Genomic DNA, 20308 nt, shown 5'->3' with positions numbered 1-20308 from the left:
CTAAATAGATCAATGTAGAGCAAATATTGATCATTGTGACGGATATACTGCCTGTTGTATCCCTGTAATTTTGAATTATTAAACCAATACAGATCATGGAAGCAACAAATCAAACAATGGTCGCTATGACCCCAACAATGAACCCTAACGAGGCCCATAAAGATATCCCGGGTAATCCTTCGGCGGCCAAATCGAGCCAGATAAAACTGAACGACCGCAGCAATGGCGAACCTTTACGGGTGCTGAGCGAAGCCGACTGGGCCTTTTGGATCAACAATGGTTACGTGGTTGTGAAGAATGCTATACCCAAAGAAATGGCCCAACGGACTGCCGACTATCTATGGCAGTATGAAGACAAAGACCCCAACGATATAGAAAGCTGGTATAAAAGACCCAATGCCCAAATGCAAATGAAAGAACTGAATAATACTGGTATGGTAGAGATCTATAACCACCAGTATTTGTGGGATAACCGCCAGTATCCCCGGGTGCACCAGGCCTTTGCCGATATCTGGGGCACCGAAAAACTGTGGGCCAATATCGACCGGGCAAATCTGAATTTCCCGCTCCGGCCCGGTTTTGAATACAAGGGTTTTATCCATTGGGATTATGATCCTGAAACCAAGCCCCAGAACGTGCAGGGTGTACTGGCCCTGGCCGACCAAACCGACGAAAACATGGGTGGTTTTCAATGTATCCCAGAGCTTTATCGCACCTATGATACCTGGAAGTTGACCCAACCCGCTGATCGCGACCATTATAAACCTGATACTACCGGTTTAGATATTGTTAAAGTAAAACTGGAAGCCGGCGATCTGCTCATATTCAATAGCTTACAGCCGCATGGCATCAGGCCCAATACCAGTGGTAACAAAGTACGCATTGCCCAGTATGTGGCCATGATGCCCGCCCAGGAACATCATGAGGAGCTGCGGCAATGGCGCATTAACAGCTGGCAAAACAGGGAGGCTATGCAAGGCTACGCTTTCCCCGGCGACCCGCTGGAACGGGAGAAGAAAAATCCAGTCGCGGAACTTTCGCCCCTGGGTAAAAAGTTGTTGGGTTTGGATAAATGGTGATGCCATTCTTTTAACACAAAAACTTTTTAAAGCTTTATTTTAACACTTTTTTAACTAAAAATGGGGCAAAAATCACTCAAAAACCATCGAAAATTGCTTCGAAACCATCGATTTTAACACTTTTTAACAAATTTTAACACGGTTTTGATAAGTTTAAAAAGTATTAAATTATTGATTGTCAATGAACTAAATGAAAAATAGCCTATTTTGGAGCCCTTTTATCCTTAACTAAACAGCCCGCTTATCTCCTGAAAAGACAAGCGGGCTGCTATTGATATAAATATACGAAAAATTAAGGAGAATAGCCAACGTCATGCCGAACTTGTTTCGGCATCCCATAAGCAAGGTGTACAACATGTTGGTTAAATGTCCTGAGGGATCCTGAAACAAGTTCAGGATGACTTCTGCATAAATTTAGTAATGATATTTTTCAGTTCCCTCCCCACGGGAGGGGTGCGGTAGGTTGTGTAGTTGCAGGGAGGGGTTTATACGGGCGACATAAACAGGTAAAGTGTATAAACCCCTTCCTGCCCTTCCCGAGGGAAGGAATCGCGCTATCCCCAGTTTTTACGTTACAACTCCTTCATTTTCTCCAAAACCAGATCCACACGTTGTTGTACGGTAGTATCGCCACGTATTTCTAAAATAGGGGAGCTTACCTGGCTCAACCAGTTTTCATGTACCTGCAGGGTACGGCCTTTAGTGGTATTATCGTCATAGCCTGTTGCCCATTTAATAAATGCCTGGTAATTGGCGGCGCGTTCCGGATCGTTAAAAATAGCATCACCATAGCGTTCCAGTTCGCGGTTATGCAGGCGTTGCATCCGGATGTGGTGGGGAATGTACAGAAATACTACCAGGTCAAACATATTCAGCCATACGGCCCCCCAACTTACCATCGATCCGGTGAGTATCCAATTGGGGTTACTGTTAACATCGTGCATCATCATAGCGTTTCGCAGTTCCGGATCACGCCTTACGGTAAAAGGTTGCTCGGTTGCTTCCCAGAAATATTTGTCGCTGTCAAACAGTGGATAGTTCAATTGTTGGGCTAAGGCGGTGCCCAAAGTGGTTGAGCCGGCACAGGATGCGCCCATGATGTGTATTTTCATACCTTATATAATAGTAGTATTACGCTGTTCTGCCGTAATGACTCGCGTTGGTGTTGGTTTTCTTTTTAAAATAGTTGGACAGGTGGCTCACATCGGTAAACCCAAACTCCTCCGCTATCTGGCTGAGGGTGGAGGTTTTATTGCTGATACGGATCTCAATCAATTTAACACGGTACCCGTTGATGTAATCACGATAGCTGATATCAAAATTTCTTTTAAACCAGGCGCTAAAATAGCTGGTAGCGATATTAAAATGCGCGGCTACGTTTTTGATCTGGATGTTTTCGGGTTCGTAAATATGCTGATGGATATAAGATATCAGCTCCTGTTTACCCGGGGGGCAGTTAACCAATTGCGCGTCGATACGCCCCAATGCCTGTGTTATTAAACCAAAGAGCGACAGGATCTGGTAAAAAATATAGGGACAGGTAGCTATATCTGTCGACCCATTGTAAGCTTTAATATTGTCGACGGTGCTCTTTAAAATGGTTTTAAAAGGCTCGTCGAAAGTGAGTTTTATCTCCTTTAATAATTTGTGCCTCATCAGGTCCTGCGGACTGAATACGATACCTACATGCGGGATGGATTGATTTTGCGAACTAAAAAACTCATCGGTAAACTTGATCAGCGTGACACAGGTATACTTTTTATAGTCGAAACAGTGTTCATCTTCAGGACATATTAAAAACAGGTCGCCCGCCTTGTAGGGGATACGGTTCTGATTAAGGATATGTGTGCCTGTACCTTTTTGTACATAGATGATTTCATAGTAGGTGTGGCTATGCCGGGATTGGATGATGCCGGCCCCTTCCACATCGCAAATTACCAGGGGCGCAAATTGCTTTTTCTTCATGTCGTAAATTTACAATTATATCGCCCCTATGTACAACAATTGTACGTGTATATATTTTTTTCTTTGAAATAAAACACGGTATTTCAATTGAATCACTTTATGACACACTTTAACCTAACGGCAACAGCCCTTCCTGATGAATTTGTACAATATTGTCATTTGCATCAATATAACCTGTCGGTTAAAAAAAAGCATATCATAGCACACGTTTTAAAGCTGGCAGATGATGCCGATGTAGATACCCTTTCAAGGCATATCCGCATTAATGGTGTTAAAGTGAGCACCAGCAGTATTTACCTGGTGCTGCAATGGCTTATTGAGCATGGTTTTGTAGTTAAAACAGTGAATGGCCGCAGTGAGGTTTATTACCGGCCGGTAAGTTTGATGGTTAATTGAGAAAAAACTTATATTGTTTATGGCTGTCATGCTGAGCGCCGTCGAAGCATGGTGGGCGGGTCTTTACGCGCTATCCTTCGACGGAGCTCAGGATGACAGACTGTTTTTTATAGCGATTAGATAGGAAGTATGTCATTGCGAGCGAAGCGTGGCAATCTCCTCGCATGTACGATAGATTTGTATCTGATGAGATTGCTTCGTCGTTCCTCCTCGCAATGACATAATGGGCTATTTTTGCTTAGCCTGGCGACTGCTTAGCCCCTTATTCTTCTCATCCCATACCTTAATCGGTCATTTCCCTCTTTTCCTCCTAAAAATATTTTCGCCGTTCACCGATGTAAATCCTCCGTTCGCCGACAAAATAGGGCCGTACATCTATTTGGCCCCAAACTGCTGTAACGTTTTAAAAATGGAGGCGTCATATAGATGTATTTAAAAAATAAAGACAATATAATTAATTGACAATCAAAATATTAATATCATGAAAACAAAATTATTCACCATCGCAACTATGTTAGTTTTAGTAGGTGGTATCGCCAGCACAACTTATGCAACTACCAATAATAATAACACTACCAGCAACACTGCCACTGTAGTAAAAGAAGTAAGCAAGATCAGCAAGATCGAGATCCGTGGTAATGTGGAGCTGTTTGTTTCTGACGGCTCAGCCGACCAGGTAAAAGTTTACAACCGCTATTATGGCGAAAGCGCCCTTGTTCAAAGCGAAAACGGCGTATTGCGTATCACTTCATACAAAGCAGAAAAACTGGTTGTTTGGGTAACTGCTAATGATTTGCGTGCTATCAGCGCTTATGACAACGCCCAGGTAAAATCATTTGGTAAATTATCAGCCCTTGAACTGGAAGTTAACCTGCACAACAACGCTACCGCTACCTTAAATGTAGATGCTTATACTGCCAACGTTAACGTAAATGATCACGCTAAAATTGACCTGAGTGGTAACGCTACTGTTTATACTTTAAACCACAGCAACACTACCAGTGTAAATAACAACAACTTTGCTGCCGAAAGCTTCACCGATAAATTAAACGGTGTACCTCAAAAAGAAATAGCAAACGAGTTTGCCGGTCTTTAATCCAACTTTTGCAAAAGTTCATCATATATTCTGAGAAGCTGCCACAATTTGTGGCAGCTTTTTTTATTTTTTATGTAACTTCAATCCGGTAAATAGCGTCAAAAAAGAAAAAATACCATGAAACTATCCTGAGCTATAGCGTATGGTAGCTTCATTATCTTAAACAAATCTATATTATGAGAAAAACAGGTTTAGTCATTGCCATCATCGCATGTGCATCATTAAGTATCATATCATCATGTAAGCTCGTTTGTGTACATGGCTCGGGAAAAATAATTACCGAGGAACGCAAAGCCACCGATTTTAGCAGGATCGATATATCAGGCGCGTATAAAATTCATTTAAAACAGGATAGTTCCCTCTCCATTTCGGTTACGGGGGATGATAACCTGCTCAAATATGTTTCTACCTCTGTTAATGGCGGTAAACTGATCATCAAAACCACAAAAACTATATGCCTTGATGATAGCCTGGTAGTAAATATTGGTATCCGTAAATTGGAAGAGCTTAAATCATCAGGAGCAGTGGAGGTTTCATCAACAGGTAAAATCACCACCGGCGATCTGAACATTCATTTATCAGGCGCTACCAAAGTTAATCTGGATTTGAACGCGGCCAATGTAAACAGCCATGGCAGTGGTGTAAGCGAACTGAACTTAACCGGGCAGGCGGCAAGCCACCAGGTGGAATTTAGCGGCGTAGGCAAGATCAACGCTTTTGATTTTGTGGTTGGCGAATACACTATTAATTCATCAGGCGCAAGTCATTGCAAGATCAACGTATTAAAAACACTGAATGTTCACTCTTCTGGCGCTTCGGAGATCAGGTATAAAGGTTCTCCTTCTACTGTGAATAACGATAAGTCGGGCGCATCAAGCATCGAAAAAGTTGACTAAATAGGTATTACTATTTTGTAAAAAGCAGGGGCGAAGGTCTCTGCTTTTTTTGTTGGGGGTGGAGCCTCACCTAAACGGCGAAGCCCTCATGTAATAAGCCTCTCCGAAGGAGTGGGAACTAAAAAAAAACGTCATTGCGAGGTACGAAGCAATCTCTATGCTATACAGAGCAAATTGAACAGTTTAAACCCTTAATAGTTACCCTGCCTATGTAGAGATTGCTTCGTACCTCGCAATGACGTGTGTGGTTATCGGAGATGTAGTGATGCCGGGGTGAGTCGAAACAACGTAAATCTACGCGTGATTTTTCGGTGAAAATACGGTGTAGAAGGTTAATCATAAGTTTAAAAAGTTGATTAGTTTTGCCGCGTCCCTATTACCTATTCATGAAAAAGATCTTAAAGTTTGCAGGCTATATTGTAATAGCCATTGTTTTAATTGTTGTAGCTGGTATAAGCTATATTACCCTGGCCTTGCCCAATGTAGGCGATCCGGAAAATATTAAGGTAGAAGCCACCCCGCAGCGTATTGAACGCGGTAAATACCTGGCCAATCATATAACAGCTTGTGTTGATTGCCACTCCAAACGCGAATGGAACATATTGGCCGGGCCGGTAAAAGAAGAAACATTAGGAGCTGGCGGCGAAAAGTTTGATGCCAATGTGGGTTTTCCGGGTTCTGTTTACGTGCCCAATATTACCCCGTACCATTTAAAAAACTGGACCGACGGCGAACTGTTCAGGGCTATTACCACCGGGGTTAAAAAAGATGGCTCGGCTATATTCCCGATCATGCCCTGGGAGTCGTACTCCAAAATGAGCCGGGAAGATGTTTATTCCATTATTGCCTACCTGCGCACGCTTAAGCCGCAAACGACCGACTATCCCGAGCGTAAACTCGATTTTCCATTAAACATACTGGTGCATACCATGCCGGCAAAGGCCACGCTGGGTACGGTGCCCGATCAGCATGATACATTGGCGTACGGCGCTTACCTGGTGCGGATAGGAGCCTGTAAAGATTGCCACAGCCAGGCCAACAAAGGTAAGATCATTGAAGGGCTGGAATTTGCCGGCGGGCATGAATATACATCGCCCAACGGTGGTACCATTCGATCCTCTAATATTACGGCTGATAAAGAAACAGGTATAGGCAACTGGACAAAAGCGCAGTTTTTAAGTCGTTTTACACAATATGCCGATAGCACCCGTCAACAGACCCCTATAAAACCAAATGAGTTTCAAACCATTATGCCCTGGTATAAATACGGTACCATGAAGGTTACCGACCTGGAGGCCATATATGCCTATATCAAAACCATAAAGCCCGTAAAAAACAAAGTAGATAAATTTACCCCGGCAGAATTGCGTGATTAAATTAAAATAAAATTCATACTTTTGCGCCTCGAAATTTGTATAGCCTGAATTGGTTTTACGGCTACGTTTCAAACGATTAAATTAAAAATACCCGGTAAAAAGATGAATATTACACAGGAAAAAGTAGATGCCCTGAATGCAGTTGTTAAGATCAACATTAACCCTGAGGATTACCAGCCACGTGTTGACAAAGCCATAAAAGAAAACGCTAAAAAGGCTAAACTGCCAGGCTTTCGTCCCGGAATGGTGCCTGCGGCACATATCAAAAAAATGTACGGTAAAAGTATTTTGGTTGATGAGATCAACAACTTGTTATCAGACACTTTAAATAAATACATCGACGAGCAAAAACTGGAAGTATTGGGTCAGCCATTACCAAAGGTTGATGACGAGAAAGAATACAACTGGGATTTTAACGATAATTTTGAATTCAACTACGAGCTGGGTTTAGCGCCACAGTTCAATATTGATTTCTCATCAAAAGATAAAGTAACCCAGTACGTGATCAAAGTTGATGACGAAACGCTGGCTTCACGTATCAAAAATATTCGCCGTAGCTATGGCAAAATGACAAATCCTGACGTATCGGCAGATGATGACGTGCTTTACGCGGATTTGGCCCAGCTTTCTCCGGATGGTTCTGTTTTTGAGGGAGGCATAAGCAATACCGCATCGGTTAGATTAGACCAGATCAAAGATGAAAAGATAAAAAAATCATTGATCGGCCTTAAAAAAGGTGATGTAGTAACGCTTGATATTCAGAAAGCTTTTGATAACGAAGCGCCAAAGGTTGCCGGTTTATTAAAAATTGAAGAAGACGAAGCGGCTGAGTTAAAATCGAAATTTCAGTTAACGGTTAAAAATGTAAACCGTTTAGAAGAAAGCGATTTGAACCAGGAGTTCTTTGACAAATTATTTGGTGAAGGTACAGTAACTACCGAAGCGGAATTTACAGCTAAAATTACTGAAGAAATTGAAACCATGATGGTTCAGGATTCAGAGCGTAAATTACAGGACGATATTTACAAAGCGAGTGTGGCCAAGGTTGATTTTAACCTGCCGGATGAGTTTTTGAAACGCTGGTTAAAAGCCACTAACGAAAAACTGACCGACGAGGAATTAGCAGGCGGTTATAACGATTTTGCAACCAACCTGAAATGGACCCTGATCGAAAACAAGATCATTAAGGACAACCAGATCGAGATCAAATATGACGAGGTTTTTGCTTTGGCAAAAGTTCGTTTAGATCAGCAGTTCAGGATGTACAGCCCACAGCCTATTCCTGACGAGCAGTTAGGTCAGTACACTGTACAATATCTTCAAAACAAAGAGAATGCTAACAAGATATTTGAAGAAGTAAAAGCGCTTAAGGTATTTGATCATATCAAAAGCGTGATCACTTTAGATAAAAAAGATATCCTTTATACAGATTTCAGCGAGCTGGTAAAAGAGCAGCAATAAGCTCATTTTTACTTCTGTACAAAACACCAAAAGCAACTCACAAGGTTGCTTTTGGTGTATAAAAGCAAAAAGTCGTCATTGCGAGGTACGAAGCAATCTCTACACAGGCAGATCGGATTTGTATAGCTGCTCTGTACAGTATAGAGATTGCTTCGTGCCTCGCAATGACGTGTAGAAGATGCCTTCACCACCAAAATATTTTACTTAATACATACTATCTGTTTAAAATTATATTCAACTAAAAACTATATTTATCGCAAGTAACACTTGCATTCTAAAAAATAACATAACAAAAACCATGAGTAGTAACATCGATAAGAACGAATTCAGAAATTACGCTGTTAAGCATCACCGTTTAAACAGCCTGCATGTAGATAAATATATTTCTGCTGTTGACAGAAGCAGAATGCCATCCGGTATTTATACCCCAACCGGCATGACCCCGTATATCATCGAGGAACGTCAGTTAAATGTGGCCCAGATGGACGTGTTTTCACGTTTGATGATGGACCGTATTATTTTCCTGGGCGATGCCATTTATGAAAATATTGCAAACATTATCCAGGCTCAATTGCTGTTCCTGCAGTCGGCCGATAGCAAACGCGATATTCAGATCTATATCAATTCACCTGGTGGCTCTGTTTACGCGGGTTTAGGTATCTATGACACCATGCAATTTATATCAAACGATGTAGCCACCATTTGTACAGGTATGGCAGCATCAATGGCAGCGGTATTATTATGTGCCGGTACCGAAGGTAAAAGGGCTATATTGCCACATGCCAGGGTAATGATCCACCAGCCATCAGGCGGTGCTCAAGGTCAGCAATCAGATATCGAGATCTCTTACCATGAGATCACCAAGCTGAAAAAAGAGCTGTACCAGATCATTGCCGATCATAGTGGTGCGCCATTCCAGAAAGTTTGGGACGCTTCGGATCGTGATTACTGGATGATCGCCGAAGAAGCCAAAGAATTTGGTATGGTCGACGAGATTTTAAAAGGTAGCGGTAAAACGAATAAATAAGTCGTTAGTCGACGAGTTTGAAAGGTGTTAAAGTCTGGAAGTGAGGGAGTTTCAAAGAGCTGCTTTTGCATACAGACTTTAACGGCTTTCGGCTTTCATCTCGACTTTCAGACCCAAAACTTTTTTTTCTGCCACTAATTAGTTAATTTTGGATAACAAACGAATCAGATGAATAAGAACAGTAAGGAAATCAGGTGTTCATTTTGCGGTGCAGGTAAACAGGATTCCCTGATGTTAATTGCAGGCCTCGACGCTCACATTTGTGATAAATGCGTTAACCAGGCTAATGAAATATTGGCTGAGGAGTTAAAGGTTCGCAAGGTAAAAGCTTCGCCTTCGGCACCTTCTTTATTAAAACCTGCCGAAATTAAAGGTCACCTTGATCAGTATGTCATCGGTCAGGATGATGCCAAAAAGATACTTTCTGTTGCCGTATATAACCATTACAAACGCTTAAATCAGCGTATTGATAAGGACGAGGTAGAGATCGAAAAATCAAACATCATTATGGTGGGCGAAACCGGTACGGGTAAAACCTTACTGGCAAAAACCATGGCCAAGATATTAAACGTTCCGTTTTGTATCTGTGATGCTACCGTACTCACCGAAGCGGGTTATGTAGGGGAGGATGTGGAAAGCATATTGACCCGTTTGCTGCAATCGGCAGATTATGATGTAACCCTTGCCGAAAAAGGTATTGTTTACATTGATGAGGTTGATAAAATAGCCCGTAAAAGCGATAACGCCTCTATCACCCGCGACGTATCCGGCGAAGGTGTACAGCAGGCTTTATTAAAGATATTGGAAGGTACCATGGTTAACGTACCACCACAGGGAGGCCGCAAGCACCCCGATCAAAAAATGATCACCGTAAATACCAGCAACATATTATTTATATGCGGCGGGGCATTTGACGGTATCGATCGTAAAATAGCTAACCGTCTGCGTACGCAAACGGTTGGCTACAAACTGAAACGTGACGATAGCGAGGTTGACCTGAAAAACCTGTACAAATATATTACCCCGCAGGACCTGAAATCATTTGGGTTGATACCCGAGCTGATAGGCCGCCTGCCGGTACTTACTTATTTGAACCCGCTTGACAGGGATGCCCTGCGCAACATATTAACTGAGCCTAAAAACTCCTTATTGAAACAGTACAAAAAACTGTTTGAATATGAAGGTGTAAAGCTTGATTTTGATAATGAAGTGCTAGAGTTTATAGTTGATAAGGCCATGGAGTTTAAGCTTGGCGCAAGGGGCCTGCGCTCTATCTGCGAAGCGATCATGATAGATGCTATGTTTGAGTTCCCATCTAAAAAAGATGTGAAACGCCTGCAGGTTACTTTAGACTATGCCCACGAGAAGTTTGAAAAATCGGATCTGAAAAAATTAAAAGTAGCGTAACAATTTGATATCAATTAAGTAGCTATCTTTATTATAATAATTACAGACCCTGGTGAAACGCCGGGGTTTGTTGTATACTTTAGTTTGCAGTTATCGGTTGGCAGTTAGCAGTCGATAATTCTTCTCCAAATGTCACTGCTTACTGCAAACTGGCAACTGCAAACTGTAAACTAAAAAAATATGAATGAACAATTGAATGTAAAAAAGGATCCTACCGATGCACAGGTAGTAAAAGAAGTGCACTCAGCCGTAAAATCAGGGTTGAAAACCAAGGATGCTATTGTGGTTAACTGGTTGCCGCGTTATACCGGTCGCCCGTTGGAAGCTTTTGGCGATTATATCATACTGACTAACTTTTCGAAGTATATTCAGCTGTTTTCGCAGTGGAATGATAATGCGCCGATCATGGGGCTGGAAAAACCAATGCAAAGCGTTACCGCCAATGGTATCACTATTATTAATTTTGGTATGGGTAGTTCGGTAGCGGCTACTGTGATGGACTTGCTTACAGCCATACACCCTAAAGCGGTTATATTTTTGGGTAAATGCGGTGGTCTTAAGAAGAAGAATGCTGTAGGCGATCTGATACTGCCGATAGCTGCCATCCGTGGCGAAGGTACATCAAATGATTACTTACCACCAGAAGTACCAGCTTTGCCGTCATTTGCCTTGCAAAAAGCAATATCAACCACCATTCGTGATTTTTCACGCGATTACTGGACTGGTACCTGTTACACCACCAATCGCCGTGTTTGGGAGCATGATAAAGTATTTAAAAAATACCTGAAAGATCTGCGCGCCATGGCTGTTGATATGGAAACCGCTACCATTTTTACCACCGGTTTCGCTAATAAGATCCCTACAGGGGCATTGTTGTTAGTATCAGATCAGCCGATGATTCCGGAAGGTGTAAAAACCGCTGAAAGCGACTCGACCGTAACGGAGCAATTTGTAGAAACACACCTGCGTATCGGTATCGAATCATTAAAACAGTTAATTAATAATGGCTTAACGGTTAAGCATTTGAAGTTTTAATTAATCATTAAAGTTGTCATGCTGAACGAAGTGAAGCATCTATTCAACAATAGATATGTTGAAGAATAGATTCTTCGCTATGCTCAGAATGACAAACTATGGGTGTGACCCTATCACCACCTTTTTCATCCCTTCGCGGCCATAAAATACCGGGAAATACATCATCTCGGCTTTGGCCGGGTTAAGGTTATACCTGCCGTCGAACCTCGGCATGAGGTTAATGGTGTAAGTATATTTGCCCTGTTTCAGTTTGCGGCAAAATATACTCACCTTCTCTTTAAAATACTCCCGGTGAACCTCGTTGTTATCCCATGACTGCTCTTTGCTGTTGTAGGAGCAGCCGGCAGGTATAGGTATCTCGATCATCACAAAATCTGCATCGCCTTTGACTGTTATTTCGGCTTTTAATTCAATGGCTTCGCCGCCTTTTAATTTGCCGGTTTTTTCGCCATTTTTCTCAAACCAGGTATCTACCGTAAAATCCTTATTTACCTTTTCGGGTTTAGGATTCCAGAATTGCTGGTAGCCGGTAATATAAACAGGTAATGTACCGGTTTTGCTTATGCTGATGTCATTATCTGCAATGGTAGCGGTGTACGGGAACTGGCTGATGGTTTCGGTCTTGGAGCCCTTGAGCGTTAAGGTAGCCGGTTTCAACGGTTTGCCTTCCACCAACAGATCGGGCAATATGGTTTCCAGTATCAGGGCAGCTTCATAGGTGTTGCGCCAGTCGCCATGCCCACGCTGTTCTAAAAAGTAACCTCTTATCTTGTTCAGCAGGTCAGGATGTTTACCATCGTTCTTAATGATCTTATAAGCCAGGATACTGAGTTGGGTGGAGTTGTCAAAGAATCTATAACTATTCTCGCCCCAGTAAGTGTTACCAAAAAGGGTGTGGCGTTGTGTGGAGAGTAAACTATCCGGCTTCACCGGAACACCGGCTTCCTGTTTCAACAGCATCAGTCTGAATTTATCGTAAGTGGATACGCTGATATCGGTTTTGAGTTTGATGGAAGCGTTCTCTTTGGCTATTACATCGAAATACTTTTTATAGTCCACTTTGGCGCTCAGTTGATGCAACAATTGCAGACAAACCAGCTTATCCTGCCCGCGGTAGCTTTCCAGTTGATAAACCAGGTAATCGGTCAATTTTTGTTTATCCAGTTGTATGGTGTAACCTTCTTTTTGCGCGTCTATCAAAGCTTCAACAGCATGCAGACTTATCCAAAGCTCTTCGTCGGTATCTTTCCACCAGCCCCAGGTGCCGGTGCTTTTGCGGTTTTCCTGTAGCTTTTTGATCACCTCGGTAATGTTTTTGCCATATTTAAATTCCTCGCCCAGGAACTTTTTGATGCGCCTTTCAGAGAGCAGGCCTTTTAGTTTGGATGCCAGCTGCTCGTTACATAAATATTTATAATCGCGCAGCTTTTGGGTTTCTTCCATCAGGGCGGGCAATACCGAGTTCTCGGCGTGGAAGGTGATGGGGCCTAATGCTGGGTCGAATTTTAAGCGGGCGGTAGTATCGCCGTTCAATACTTCGAATAATCCTTTGGTTTCTTTTACACCTTGTTTGATGACTGGTATCTTGCGGCGTTCGCCATCAAAATAGCCATTGTCGCGTTTAATGGTATATTCAAAACTCAGGCTGTCAATCGCGTCGGCAATAATATTCAGGGTATCTATTTTGGAGTTTTTTACGCTGATGTTTTCTTGTTTCAATAGTTTGCCGTTATAACTAAAACTGCGGTTAACATCCGCGCTTTGCGAATTATAGTTTAGTACTTTGCCAATAACGCTCAGCTCATCGCCAGCCACTGCAAATTGCGGCGAAGTAAAATTCGCGCTCAAGGGTTTAAACGATTTTACCTGTGCCTCTTTAAAACCGGTTAGCTGCCCATTGATGCCGATAATAAACGTACGCCAGCTGGTAATATCATCGGGGTAGGTGGTGGTGAAGCTGGCCTTGCCCTGTGCGTCGGTAGTAAGTTTGGGTTGCCAGTAGGCATAATCCGAAAAGTTTTTGCGCAGGGTAGCCTCGCTGCCTGGTTGTGTGGCTTCCGAAGCCTGCGCTTCACCTGGTTTCTTTTTGGTGTTGATGATCACCACTCCATTAGCGGCCCTTGAGCCATACAGGGCTGTAGCGGCGGCATCTTTTAATACGCTGATCTCACCAATGCTGGCCGGATCTATTCCGTTCATGTTTGTCACTATTTCGCCATCTATCACATACAATGGTGCTTTGCCCGGTACCGATGACAGGCCGCGGATACTAATAGTATCATATGCCCCTCCTGGTCGGCCGGATATGGATACACCGGCAACCTGGCCATTCAATACTGTTGAAATGGAGCCGGTTATTTCCCTATTCTTTTGTGAACCATAACCCACCACCACAACTTCCTGCAAAGCTTTATTTGATTCCTTTAGCGCTATTTTTTGATAGCTGCCAGGTTCTATCGTGATCTCCTTGGTTTCATAGCCAATAAAGCTGATGATCAGTTTACCGTGCGAGGGGACGTTGAGTTTAAACCGGCCGTAAATATCTGTTACAGTTCCATTACTGGTGCCCTTTACTTTCACCGTTACGCCAGGCATTGGCTTCTTGTCGCTATTGTCAGTAACAACGCCGCCCATCTGGCCGGTAAAATCGCTCATGTCCAGGTATTTTTCATTAAAGGCTTCCTTGATCTTTAAGGCATCGTTTTCAATATCCTTGTCTTTATAATCGTATTGGCTATTGCGGTTGTTGATGATATTGCTGATGCGGATGCTTACCGAATCTTTTGGATGAGTAGGTAAGATGTGCAACTTATAAAAATTAGTACCATAAGGTTTAATGCTGATATTTTCTTTTAGGTCATATACATCGCCCTTTAACAGGAACAACAAACGATAATTCCCCGCTTCGATGCCATACAGGTCGGTGGTGTTGCCGGGGTATATCCTGATAAATTCCAGATCATCATACTTGTACATGATCACATTTTTGATCAATAGTTTTTTCCCTTTTGGCTGATTGATATCCATAACCAGGTGACCAGTACGCGTACTTTTATTATCGTCGTTACGGAATAGCCTTTGTGTATTGGCGCGCAGATCCAGGTATTGCTGCCACAGGCTATCTGTCTGGGCTTTGGTGAGTACCAATTGCGTATAATCATCCGTCCCATTGGTGACAGACAGCTTTTTGTTAAAGGGGTATTTATAAGGAATACTTTTTTGTTTGATCAAACCGGGCTCAAACAGGAAGCTATACCCGGGTTCGGCCATAAAATAGCGCGGTTTTTCGCCCCGAACGGATAGCTGCGCGTAATTATTGGTCAGCGGGCCGGTCAGTATATCATTATGATAGCCCGGGTTTGGGTTAAGCAGCATGATCTTGTCCTGCTGCTCCAGGGTAGCCATCCGCGATTCAAAATTGTTCACCATCGTAACCATATACTTATTGAGCAGATCGGCCTCGTAAGCAGTTAGGGTATCGGTAACTTTAATAGTTTTGGCATTATCGGCATTGATGCTCAGGATGAGTTTTCTGGATTTTTTAACCAGTATACTATCCACACTAATAACCTGTTTGCTTGTCCTGAACTGGAACGAGTGCAGCCCCGGGCTTACCTGGAAACTGTAACGCTGTAATTGTTGTGCCTGATCAAAATATACCGGCCGGTTATCAATGTACAAGATATGCACAGGGACTACATCTCCATCTTTTACAATGAATGGTGCTACCTGTGCCAGCGTATCATTGGTAGGCTCTTCAACCCGGTAGGTTTTTGCTGGGTGGGTAAACTGGTAATAGGTAATGCTATCCAGGCCCATTTCATGGCTCCATCGTTTCCAGTTCAGTTTCAGAGAGCCATCGCCGTCAACGCCTTTATTATTAAAAGGATTTTTGTATTTGCGGTTGGGATAAAGCTTGCCCAGATAAGGCACATAAGGCACCTGGTAATTGGGAAATTTGCTGGTCATGGCCCAGGCGGTAAGGTCGGTATTAGGCACAGGCTTACCAGCCACGTCGGTAACCACAATATCTGTTTTTACCTGTTGACCGGGGTAAACTGATACGGGCTGCTTTACATTAATGGTTAATAACTTATCCTGATACGGGATAACACTTTGATCGGTACGGCTTTGCCCAGCCCAGATATAATGGATGAGGAAGGTAACGTTGTTTTGCCCCTGATAAGCACGTTTGTAAAACAGCTGAACGGACTCCCCGGCATCGATGAGCTTGTTGCCCGCAAAAACGCTATACCAAAAGTGTAGGTTACGGGTATTGGCAACCTTAACAAATAGGGAATCGGCAGTACGGTAACCCGATAAAGAAACCTCACTTTGCTGTTGTTTTAATTCCAGTTCGGTACTGGTACTATCCGTGATGATGCTGTAGCTTGTTGCATTGGGGTTGATGGTGATCTTGGAGGGCAGGATAACCTCTTGTTTGGAAATGGTATCGTCCTTGGCATCCAGGGCGGCTATCAGAGCTTTGCCTTTAGTATCCTTGCCGAGTTCCTGGTACGTGCTGATGAGGGTATCGGCACTTAAGCTGGCTGCTATATTGAAACGTTTATACCTGAAACTTACTGATTCATCTGCCGATTGGCTTTCATTGTTGCTGTTTAAAAATTCCGCATCTATGCGGTAATCAATATTAGCTTTGGGGAAAATAGAATCGGGGATGAGTATTTTGGTTTCGCCAACCGGGTCAAGGGCTTGCTGGTGCTTCCACAAGGTGTCGGGCACAAATACATGATAGGTATTAAATTCTTTAGCGTTGCTGGTAACTAACGTGATAGTGACCCGTCCATCCGGCGAGGGTAGGTTATTTTCGTCAACCGCCTTTAAATACAAGGCAAGCGGATTGCCCGGCCAATGTTCTTTTTTATCGGTACGGGCGCTAAAAGTGAGCGACTTTAATTCGTATTCCTCATATCTGAAATTACCCGTAAGGTAAGTTATGTGTTTGGTGTCCTCTTTATCCCCATCTTTTTGCTTGGGCAAGTATTTATCCGGGTCTTCTAGGCTGATGGTGTAGTTATTATCCAGACTGAGGTCAAGACTGTCGCTCAGTACAAAACTGTACTCAAAGCCACCGGCACGATAGCTGTTCACTTTGCCGATGATCTTACCATCGTCATTGTAATCTTCTTTCAGTCGCACCAATAAGTGTGAGGTATTGATGGGTTTTTTTGAGTCCTTATTTAAAATGTAAGCTTTAAACTTTACGGTATCATTGGGCTTGTACATCGCTTTGTTAAATACCATAAAGCCCTGGTACTTGTTGCCCGGCCATTGATTGATAGTGCGTTTTCTAAATATGTTTTTAACCGACAGCCAAAGCCTTTTGAACCAGCTTTGATGATTATACCGGTTATTATAGCGATAAGGTTTTTCCTGTTTTATTTTGTAGTAATTGGTAACGCCGGCAAACTCGGCTTTTAATATCGTATCTTTTTTAGCAGCGTTTAGCCAGTACAGGCCGCTTTGGGTATTAAAAGGAATGGTTTTTTGATCAAACTGAACCGTAGCGTTATTGATTACAGTACCCTGCTTATCGGTGAGTATAAAGCGCAGATCGTAATTATTCCTGAACAACTGTAGAAAAGCCGACCGGTTTTCGATCAGCTCATACACGAGTTTATTTTTTGACGCATGTACCCTCAGGTAGTTACCGGCTGGTAATTTATTCTCCCAGTATTTATCCGTTTTAAAAGAATCAAGGGGATTGCGCAGTATATTTTCATCAGGATCCTTACCCGGGTATTTATAAAAATTCAGCACATCAGTCGGCGATAATTTATAGATATAGGTATAATAACTGCTCTGCCGGCTTGGGCTCAGCAGCTTTTGTGAAAACGCTGGACTTTCGCAAATGCCTACCAGTATTAAAATAAATATGGCTAATTTTAATGATAAGGAAAGGTTGTTGTAGGTTGTAGATACCATAGGTTTAAATATAAGCTTTTGGGTAATACTTAAAGGATGCAGGTTGGTGAACTATTCCATAAAAAAAATATATAATTTGTGGTAAAAAGAATCAGGAAACAAGAGTCAAGAATTAAGAGTAACAAATCTTAGTTTTACCCTTGTCGTTTTTTACCTGGAAACAAAGGTCTTATATCTTGATTCTTGGCTCTTGTTTCTTTTTTTAAGAAATATCATTTAAGAAAGCTAATTTTGGGGAGTTATCCGGCTAAATATACCGGGTTAGTAGATATTTAAATTATGTGGTATAACAATATATTAGAAACCATTGGTCACACGCCGCTGGTTAAGTTAAACAAGGTAACAAAAGACATCCCGGCAACGGTTTTGGCTAAGATAGAAACCACCAATCCGGGTAACTCTATCAAAGATCGCATGGCTCTTAAAATGATAGAGGATGCCGAAAAAAGCGGTAAACTGAAACCAGGCGGTACTATTATTGAAGGTACATCTGGCAATACCGGGATGGGTTTGGCTATAGCAGCGGTAATAAAAGGCTATAAATGTATTTTTACCAGTACCGATAAACAATCAAAAGAAAAGTTTGACGCCCTGCGCGCTTTTGGCGCCGAAGTAATTGTTTGCCCCACCAACGTAGAACCCGAAGATCCGCGTTCATATTACTCTGTATCTTCTCGTTTAGAGCGCGAAGTGCCTAATTCATGGAAACCAAATCAGTATGACAACCTGAGTAATTCCCAGGCGCATTATGAGCAAACCGGTCCGGAGATATGGGAGCAAACCGAGGGCAAGATCACGCACCTGGTAGTAGGGGTAGGTACGGGCGGTACCATATCGGGCACGGCGCGTTACCTGAAAGAAAAGAACCCAAACATCCAGGTGTTGGGGATTGATACTTATGGCTCTGTATTTAAGAAGTATAAAGAAACCGGTATTATGGATAAGAATGAGATCTATCCATACATTACCGAAGGTATTGGTGAAGACTTTTTACCGCAGAACGTCGACTTTAGCCTGATTGATCATTTTGAAAAGGTAACCGACAAAGACGCCGCCCTCATGACCCGCGAAATTGCCCGTAAGGAAGGCATCTTTGCCGGTAACTCTACCGGATCGGCTGTGGCAGGTGCTATACAAATGAAAGACAAATTTAAAGAAGGCGATGTAGTGGTGATCATCTTCCCGGATCATGGTACACGTTACCTGGGCAAAATGTATAATGACGATTGGCTTCGCGACCGCGGATTTTTAAAGGATGGCAAACTAACCGCTGCTGATATCATCAGCAAAAAAGATGTACAGGAAATTATCACTATCGACTGCGAAAAAAGTGTGCTGGAGGCTATCAATACCATCAAATCACTCAATATATCACAGATCCCGGTTACACAAAAAGGTATGGTGATCGGCAAGATCACCGAAAGTGATATTCTGAATTCATTGCTCGAAAACCCGTCCATCAAATCTCAGCCGATCAAAAATATCACTACAACGCCGTTCCCTTTTGTTGATCTGAATACTTCTATCGACAGGATCTCAGCTATGATCAATAAGGACAACATCGCCGTGCTGGTTGAAGACGGCCAGGGTAAAATTGAGATCATTACCCAATACGATATCATCAACGCGATATCGGCTTAAGAGATAAAAGACAAAAAGATAAAAGGTGTTGTGCTTATGCATGGCACCTTTTGTTTTTTTGTGATTTATTTATCTATATATTTAGGCACAAACTAACCGATGCACAAAATAAAATTTCTTTTCATGGCTGTTATGATAACGGTCACTACATCAGTATTTTCGCAAAATAATAGAACTGTATTTCTTAAGTGGAAGTTAGATCCTAACGAAGTAATTACTTATAAAACCATCATGGTTGGCGTGGATACGGCTGATAAAAAGTTTGACATGAGCGGGCTTACAAAAGCTATGGGGGCGGGCGACGCTGTGAATTGGGATGACGCGCAGAAAATGCTTAAAAAGATTAACGCAACCTTACAACCCGGTAGTATAGTTACCACACTCGCCGAAAAACGTAAAGGAATCATTGATATTGAGCTAATAACTAAAAATGATGATAAGCAGGATACCGCAAATTCTACTTTAAGCGAAGTAGAAAAAATGTTCAAACAAATGTCGGCAGGGGTACAGTTGCGTGGCGCAATACATGAAGATGGAACTATAGAAAGCTTTTACCTCAAAGGTGAGCAAAAGAATATTATAGCGTTGTTATTTGAATTGCCAGGGAAAAGTATTAAACAGGGCGATTCATGGCCACTGAGTGTTAACCTGCTTACAGCCGACCAAAATTTTAAATGTGACAGTTCATATAGAAAAAACATGGTAACAGCCGTGAAAGTAGAAACTATAAACGGGGAACAAATTTTTACCCTGAAATACGATATTGACGAATATATTAAAGGTGATTTTACCATTCCGTCACCAATGGGAGCACAGACACCTGTAAAAACCGTGATGAGTATGAGTTACCAGGGCATAGCTAAGTTTTCTGTTGATAAAGGCAGATGGGTAGCTTATGACGGTTTACTTTCTTACAATTCATCGGGAGTTATGACTGCAAGTACAAAGGAGAAATATTCATTGATTGCAGAGAAATAAGAATT

The 20308-nt window shown here is 42.4% G+C and carries 14 protein-coding genes; 11 read left to right on the top strand and 3 right to left on the bottom strand.

Features of this window, described 5'->3' with window-relative positions:
- Positions 1–95: 95 nt before the first annotated feature.
- Positions 96–1079, top strand: coding sequence for a phytanoyl-CoA dioxygenase family protein (locus tag AC57BQ_RS12180; RefSeq protein WP_496406541.1), 984 nt, complete (start codon positions 96–98; stop codon positions 1077–1079).
- A gap of 572 nt (positions 1080–1651) precedes the next feature.
- On the opposite strand, the gene AC57BQ_RS12175 is transcribed toward AC57BQ_RS12180, so the two are convergent.
- Complete coding sequence (locus AC57BQ_RS12175) at positions 1652–2191, bottom strand: shikimate kinase (RefSeq protein WP_496406540.1); 540 nt, start codon at positions 2189–2191, stop codon at positions 1652–1654.
- Positions 2192–2210: 19 nt separating this feature from the next.
- Positions 2211–3044 (bottom strand): AraC family transcriptional regulator, encoded by an 834-nt coding sequence (locus AC57BQ_RS12170; RefSeq protein WP_090468708.1) that lies wholly within the window; start codon positions 3042–3044, stop codon positions 2211–2213.
- 99 nt (positions 3045–3143) lie between these two features.
- On the opposite strand from AC57BQ_RS12170, the gene AC57BQ_RS12165 reads away from it, so the two are divergent.
- The 8 genes from AC57BQ_RS12165 to AC57BQ_RS12130 all read left to right on the top strand — a co-directional run bounded on the left by AC57BQ_RS12165 (position 3144) and on the right by AC57BQ_RS12130 (position 11738).
- The gene (locus AC57BQ_RS12165; RefSeq protein WP_496406539.1) at positions 3144–3440 is read left to right on the top strand and encodes a hypothetical protein; all 297 of its coding nucleotides are present in this window, start codon (positions 3144–3146) and stop codon (positions 3438–3440) included.
- A gap of 481 nt (positions 3441–3921) precedes the next feature.
- Complete coding sequence (locus AC57BQ_RS12160) at positions 3922–4536, top strand: GIN domain-containing protein (RefSeq protein WP_090468704.1); 615 nt, start codon at positions 3922–3924, stop codon at positions 4534–4536.
- 176 nt (positions 4537–4712) lie between these two features.
- A complete protein-coding gene (locus tag AC57BQ_RS12155) occupies positions 4713–5432 on the top strand; it encodes a head GIN domain-containing protein (RefSeq protein WP_496406538.1) in 720 nt (239 codons plus the stop codon).
- A gap of 386 nt (positions 5433–5818) precedes the next feature.
- Entirely contained in the window at positions 5819–6808 is a 990-nt protein-coding gene (locus AC57BQ_RS12150; RefSeq protein ID WP_496406537.1) for a c-type cytochrome, read from the top strand.
- A 102-nt stretch (positions 6809–6910) separates the two neighbouring features.
- Positions 6911–8269, top strand: a complete 1359-nt coding sequence (gene tig / locus AC57BQ_RS12145; protein WP_496406536.1) for a trigger factor — start codon at positions 6911–6913, stop codon at positions 8267–8269.
- A gap of 298 nt (positions 8270–8567) precedes the next feature.
- Entirely contained in the window at positions 8568–9296 is a 729-nt protein-coding gene (locus tag AC57BQ_RS12140; RefSeq protein ID WP_090469314.1) for an ATP-dependent Clp protease proteolytic subunit, read from the top strand.
- 168 nt (positions 9297–9464) lie between these two features.
- Positions 9465–10703: an ATP-dependent Clp protease ATP-binding subunit ClpX gene (gene clpX, locus AC57BQ_RS12135; RefSeq protein WP_090468698.1), complete on the top strand. Its 1239-nt coding sequence runs from the start codon at positions 9465–9467 to the stop codon at positions 10701–10703.
- Positions 10704–10883: 180 nt separating this feature from the next.
- Complete coding sequence (locus tag AC57BQ_RS12130) at positions 10884–11738, top strand: AMP nucleosidase (RefSeq protein WP_496406535.1); 855 nt, start codon at positions 10884–10886, stop codon at positions 11736–11738.
- Between the two features lie 96 nt (positions 11739–11834).
- Here the strand turns inward: AC57BQ_RS12130 and AC57BQ_RS12125 are convergent, their stop codons facing one another.
- The gene (locus AC57BQ_RS12125; protein WP_496406534.1) at positions 11835–17684 is read right to left on the bottom strand and encodes a carboxypeptidase-like regulatory domain-containing protein; all 5850 of its coding nucleotides are present in this window, start codon (positions 17682–17684) and stop codon (positions 11835–11837) included.
- A 279-nt stretch (positions 17685–17963) separates the two neighbouring features.
- Between AC57BQ_RS12125 and AC57BQ_RS12120 the strand changes: the two genes are divergently transcribed.
- The gene (locus tag AC57BQ_RS12120) at positions 17964–19325 is read left to right on the top strand and encodes a pyridoxal-phosphate dependent enzyme (protein ID WP_496406533.1); all 1362 of its coding nucleotides are present in this window, start codon (positions 17964–17966) and stop codon (positions 19323–19325) included.
- A gap of 123 nt (positions 19326–19448) precedes the next feature.
- On the top strand, positions 19449–20303 hold the full coding sequence (locus AC57BQ_RS12115; protein WP_496406532.1) for a hypothetical protein: 855 nt from the start codon (positions 19449–19451) through the stop codon (positions 20301–20303).
- Positions 20304–20308: the final 5 nt, after the last annotated feature.

It is taken from the genome of Mucilaginibacter sp. BGA-UO-ETr-C110 (genome assembly GCF_059567985.1).
Note: the sequence above shows the minus strand (reverse complement) of the source record. Positions and strands in the feature narration are given on the sequence as shown.

What these genes read in the sequence shown, in the direction of transcription:
- AC57BQ_RS12160 (WP_090468704.1), top strand. Translation starts at nt 3,922, where the DNA reads ATGAAAACAAAATTATTCACCATCGCAACTATGTTAGTTTTAGTAGGT.
- AC57BQ_RS12165 (WP_496406539.1), top strand. Translation starts at nt 3,144, where the DNA reads ATGACACACTTTAACCTAACGGCAACAGCCCTTCCTGATGAATTTGTA.
- tig (WP_496406536.1), top strand. Translation starts at nt 6,911, where the DNA reads ATGAATATTACACAGGAAAAAGTAGATGCCCTGAATGCAGTTGTTAAG.
- AC57BQ_RS12180 (WP_496406541.1), top strand. Translation starts at nt 96, where the DNA reads ATGGAAGCAACAAATCAAACAATGGTCGCTATGACCCCAACAATGAAC.
- AC57BQ_RS12175 (WP_496406540.1), bottom strand. Translation starts at nt 2,191, where the DNA reads ATGAAAATACACATCATGGGCGCATCCTGTGCCGGCTCAACCACTTTG.
- AC57BQ_RS12140 (WP_090469314.1), top strand. Translation starts at nt 8,568, where the DNA reads ATGAGTAGTAACATCGATAAGAACGAATTCAGAAATTACGCTGTTAAG.
- AC57BQ_RS12120 (WP_496406533.1), top strand. Translation starts at nt 17,964, where the DNA reads ATGTGGTATAACAATATATTAGAAACCATTGGTCACACGCCGCTGGTT.
- AC57BQ_RS12125 (WP_496406534.1), bottom strand. Translation starts at nt 17,684, where the DNA reads ATGGTATCTACAACCTACAACAACCTTTCCTTATCATTAAAATTAGCC.
- AC57BQ_RS12115 (WP_496406532.1), top strand. Translation starts at nt 19,449, where the DNA reads ATGGCTGTTATGATAACGGTCACTACATCAGTATTTTCGCAAAATAAT.
- AC57BQ_RS12150 (WP_496406537.1), top strand. Translation starts at nt 5,819, where the DNA reads ATGAAAAAGATCTTAAAGTTTGCAGGCTATATTGTAATAGCCATTGTT.
- clpX (WP_090468698.1), top strand. Translation starts at nt 9,465, where the DNA reads ATGAATAAGAACAGTAAGGAAATCAGGTGTTCATTTTGCGGTGCAGGT.
- AC57BQ_RS12130 (WP_496406535.1), top strand. Translation starts at nt 10,884, where the DNA reads ATGAATGAACAATTGAATGTAAAAAAGGATCCTACCGATGCACAGGTA.
- AC57BQ_RS12155 (WP_496406538.1), top strand. Translation starts at nt 4,713, where the DNA reads ATGAGAAAAACAGGTTTAGTCATTGCCATCATCGCATGTGCATCATTA.
- AC57BQ_RS12170 (WP_090468708.1), bottom strand. Translation starts at nt 3,044, where the DNA reads ATGAAGAAAAAGCAATTTGCGCCCCTGGTAATTTGCGATGTGGAAGGG.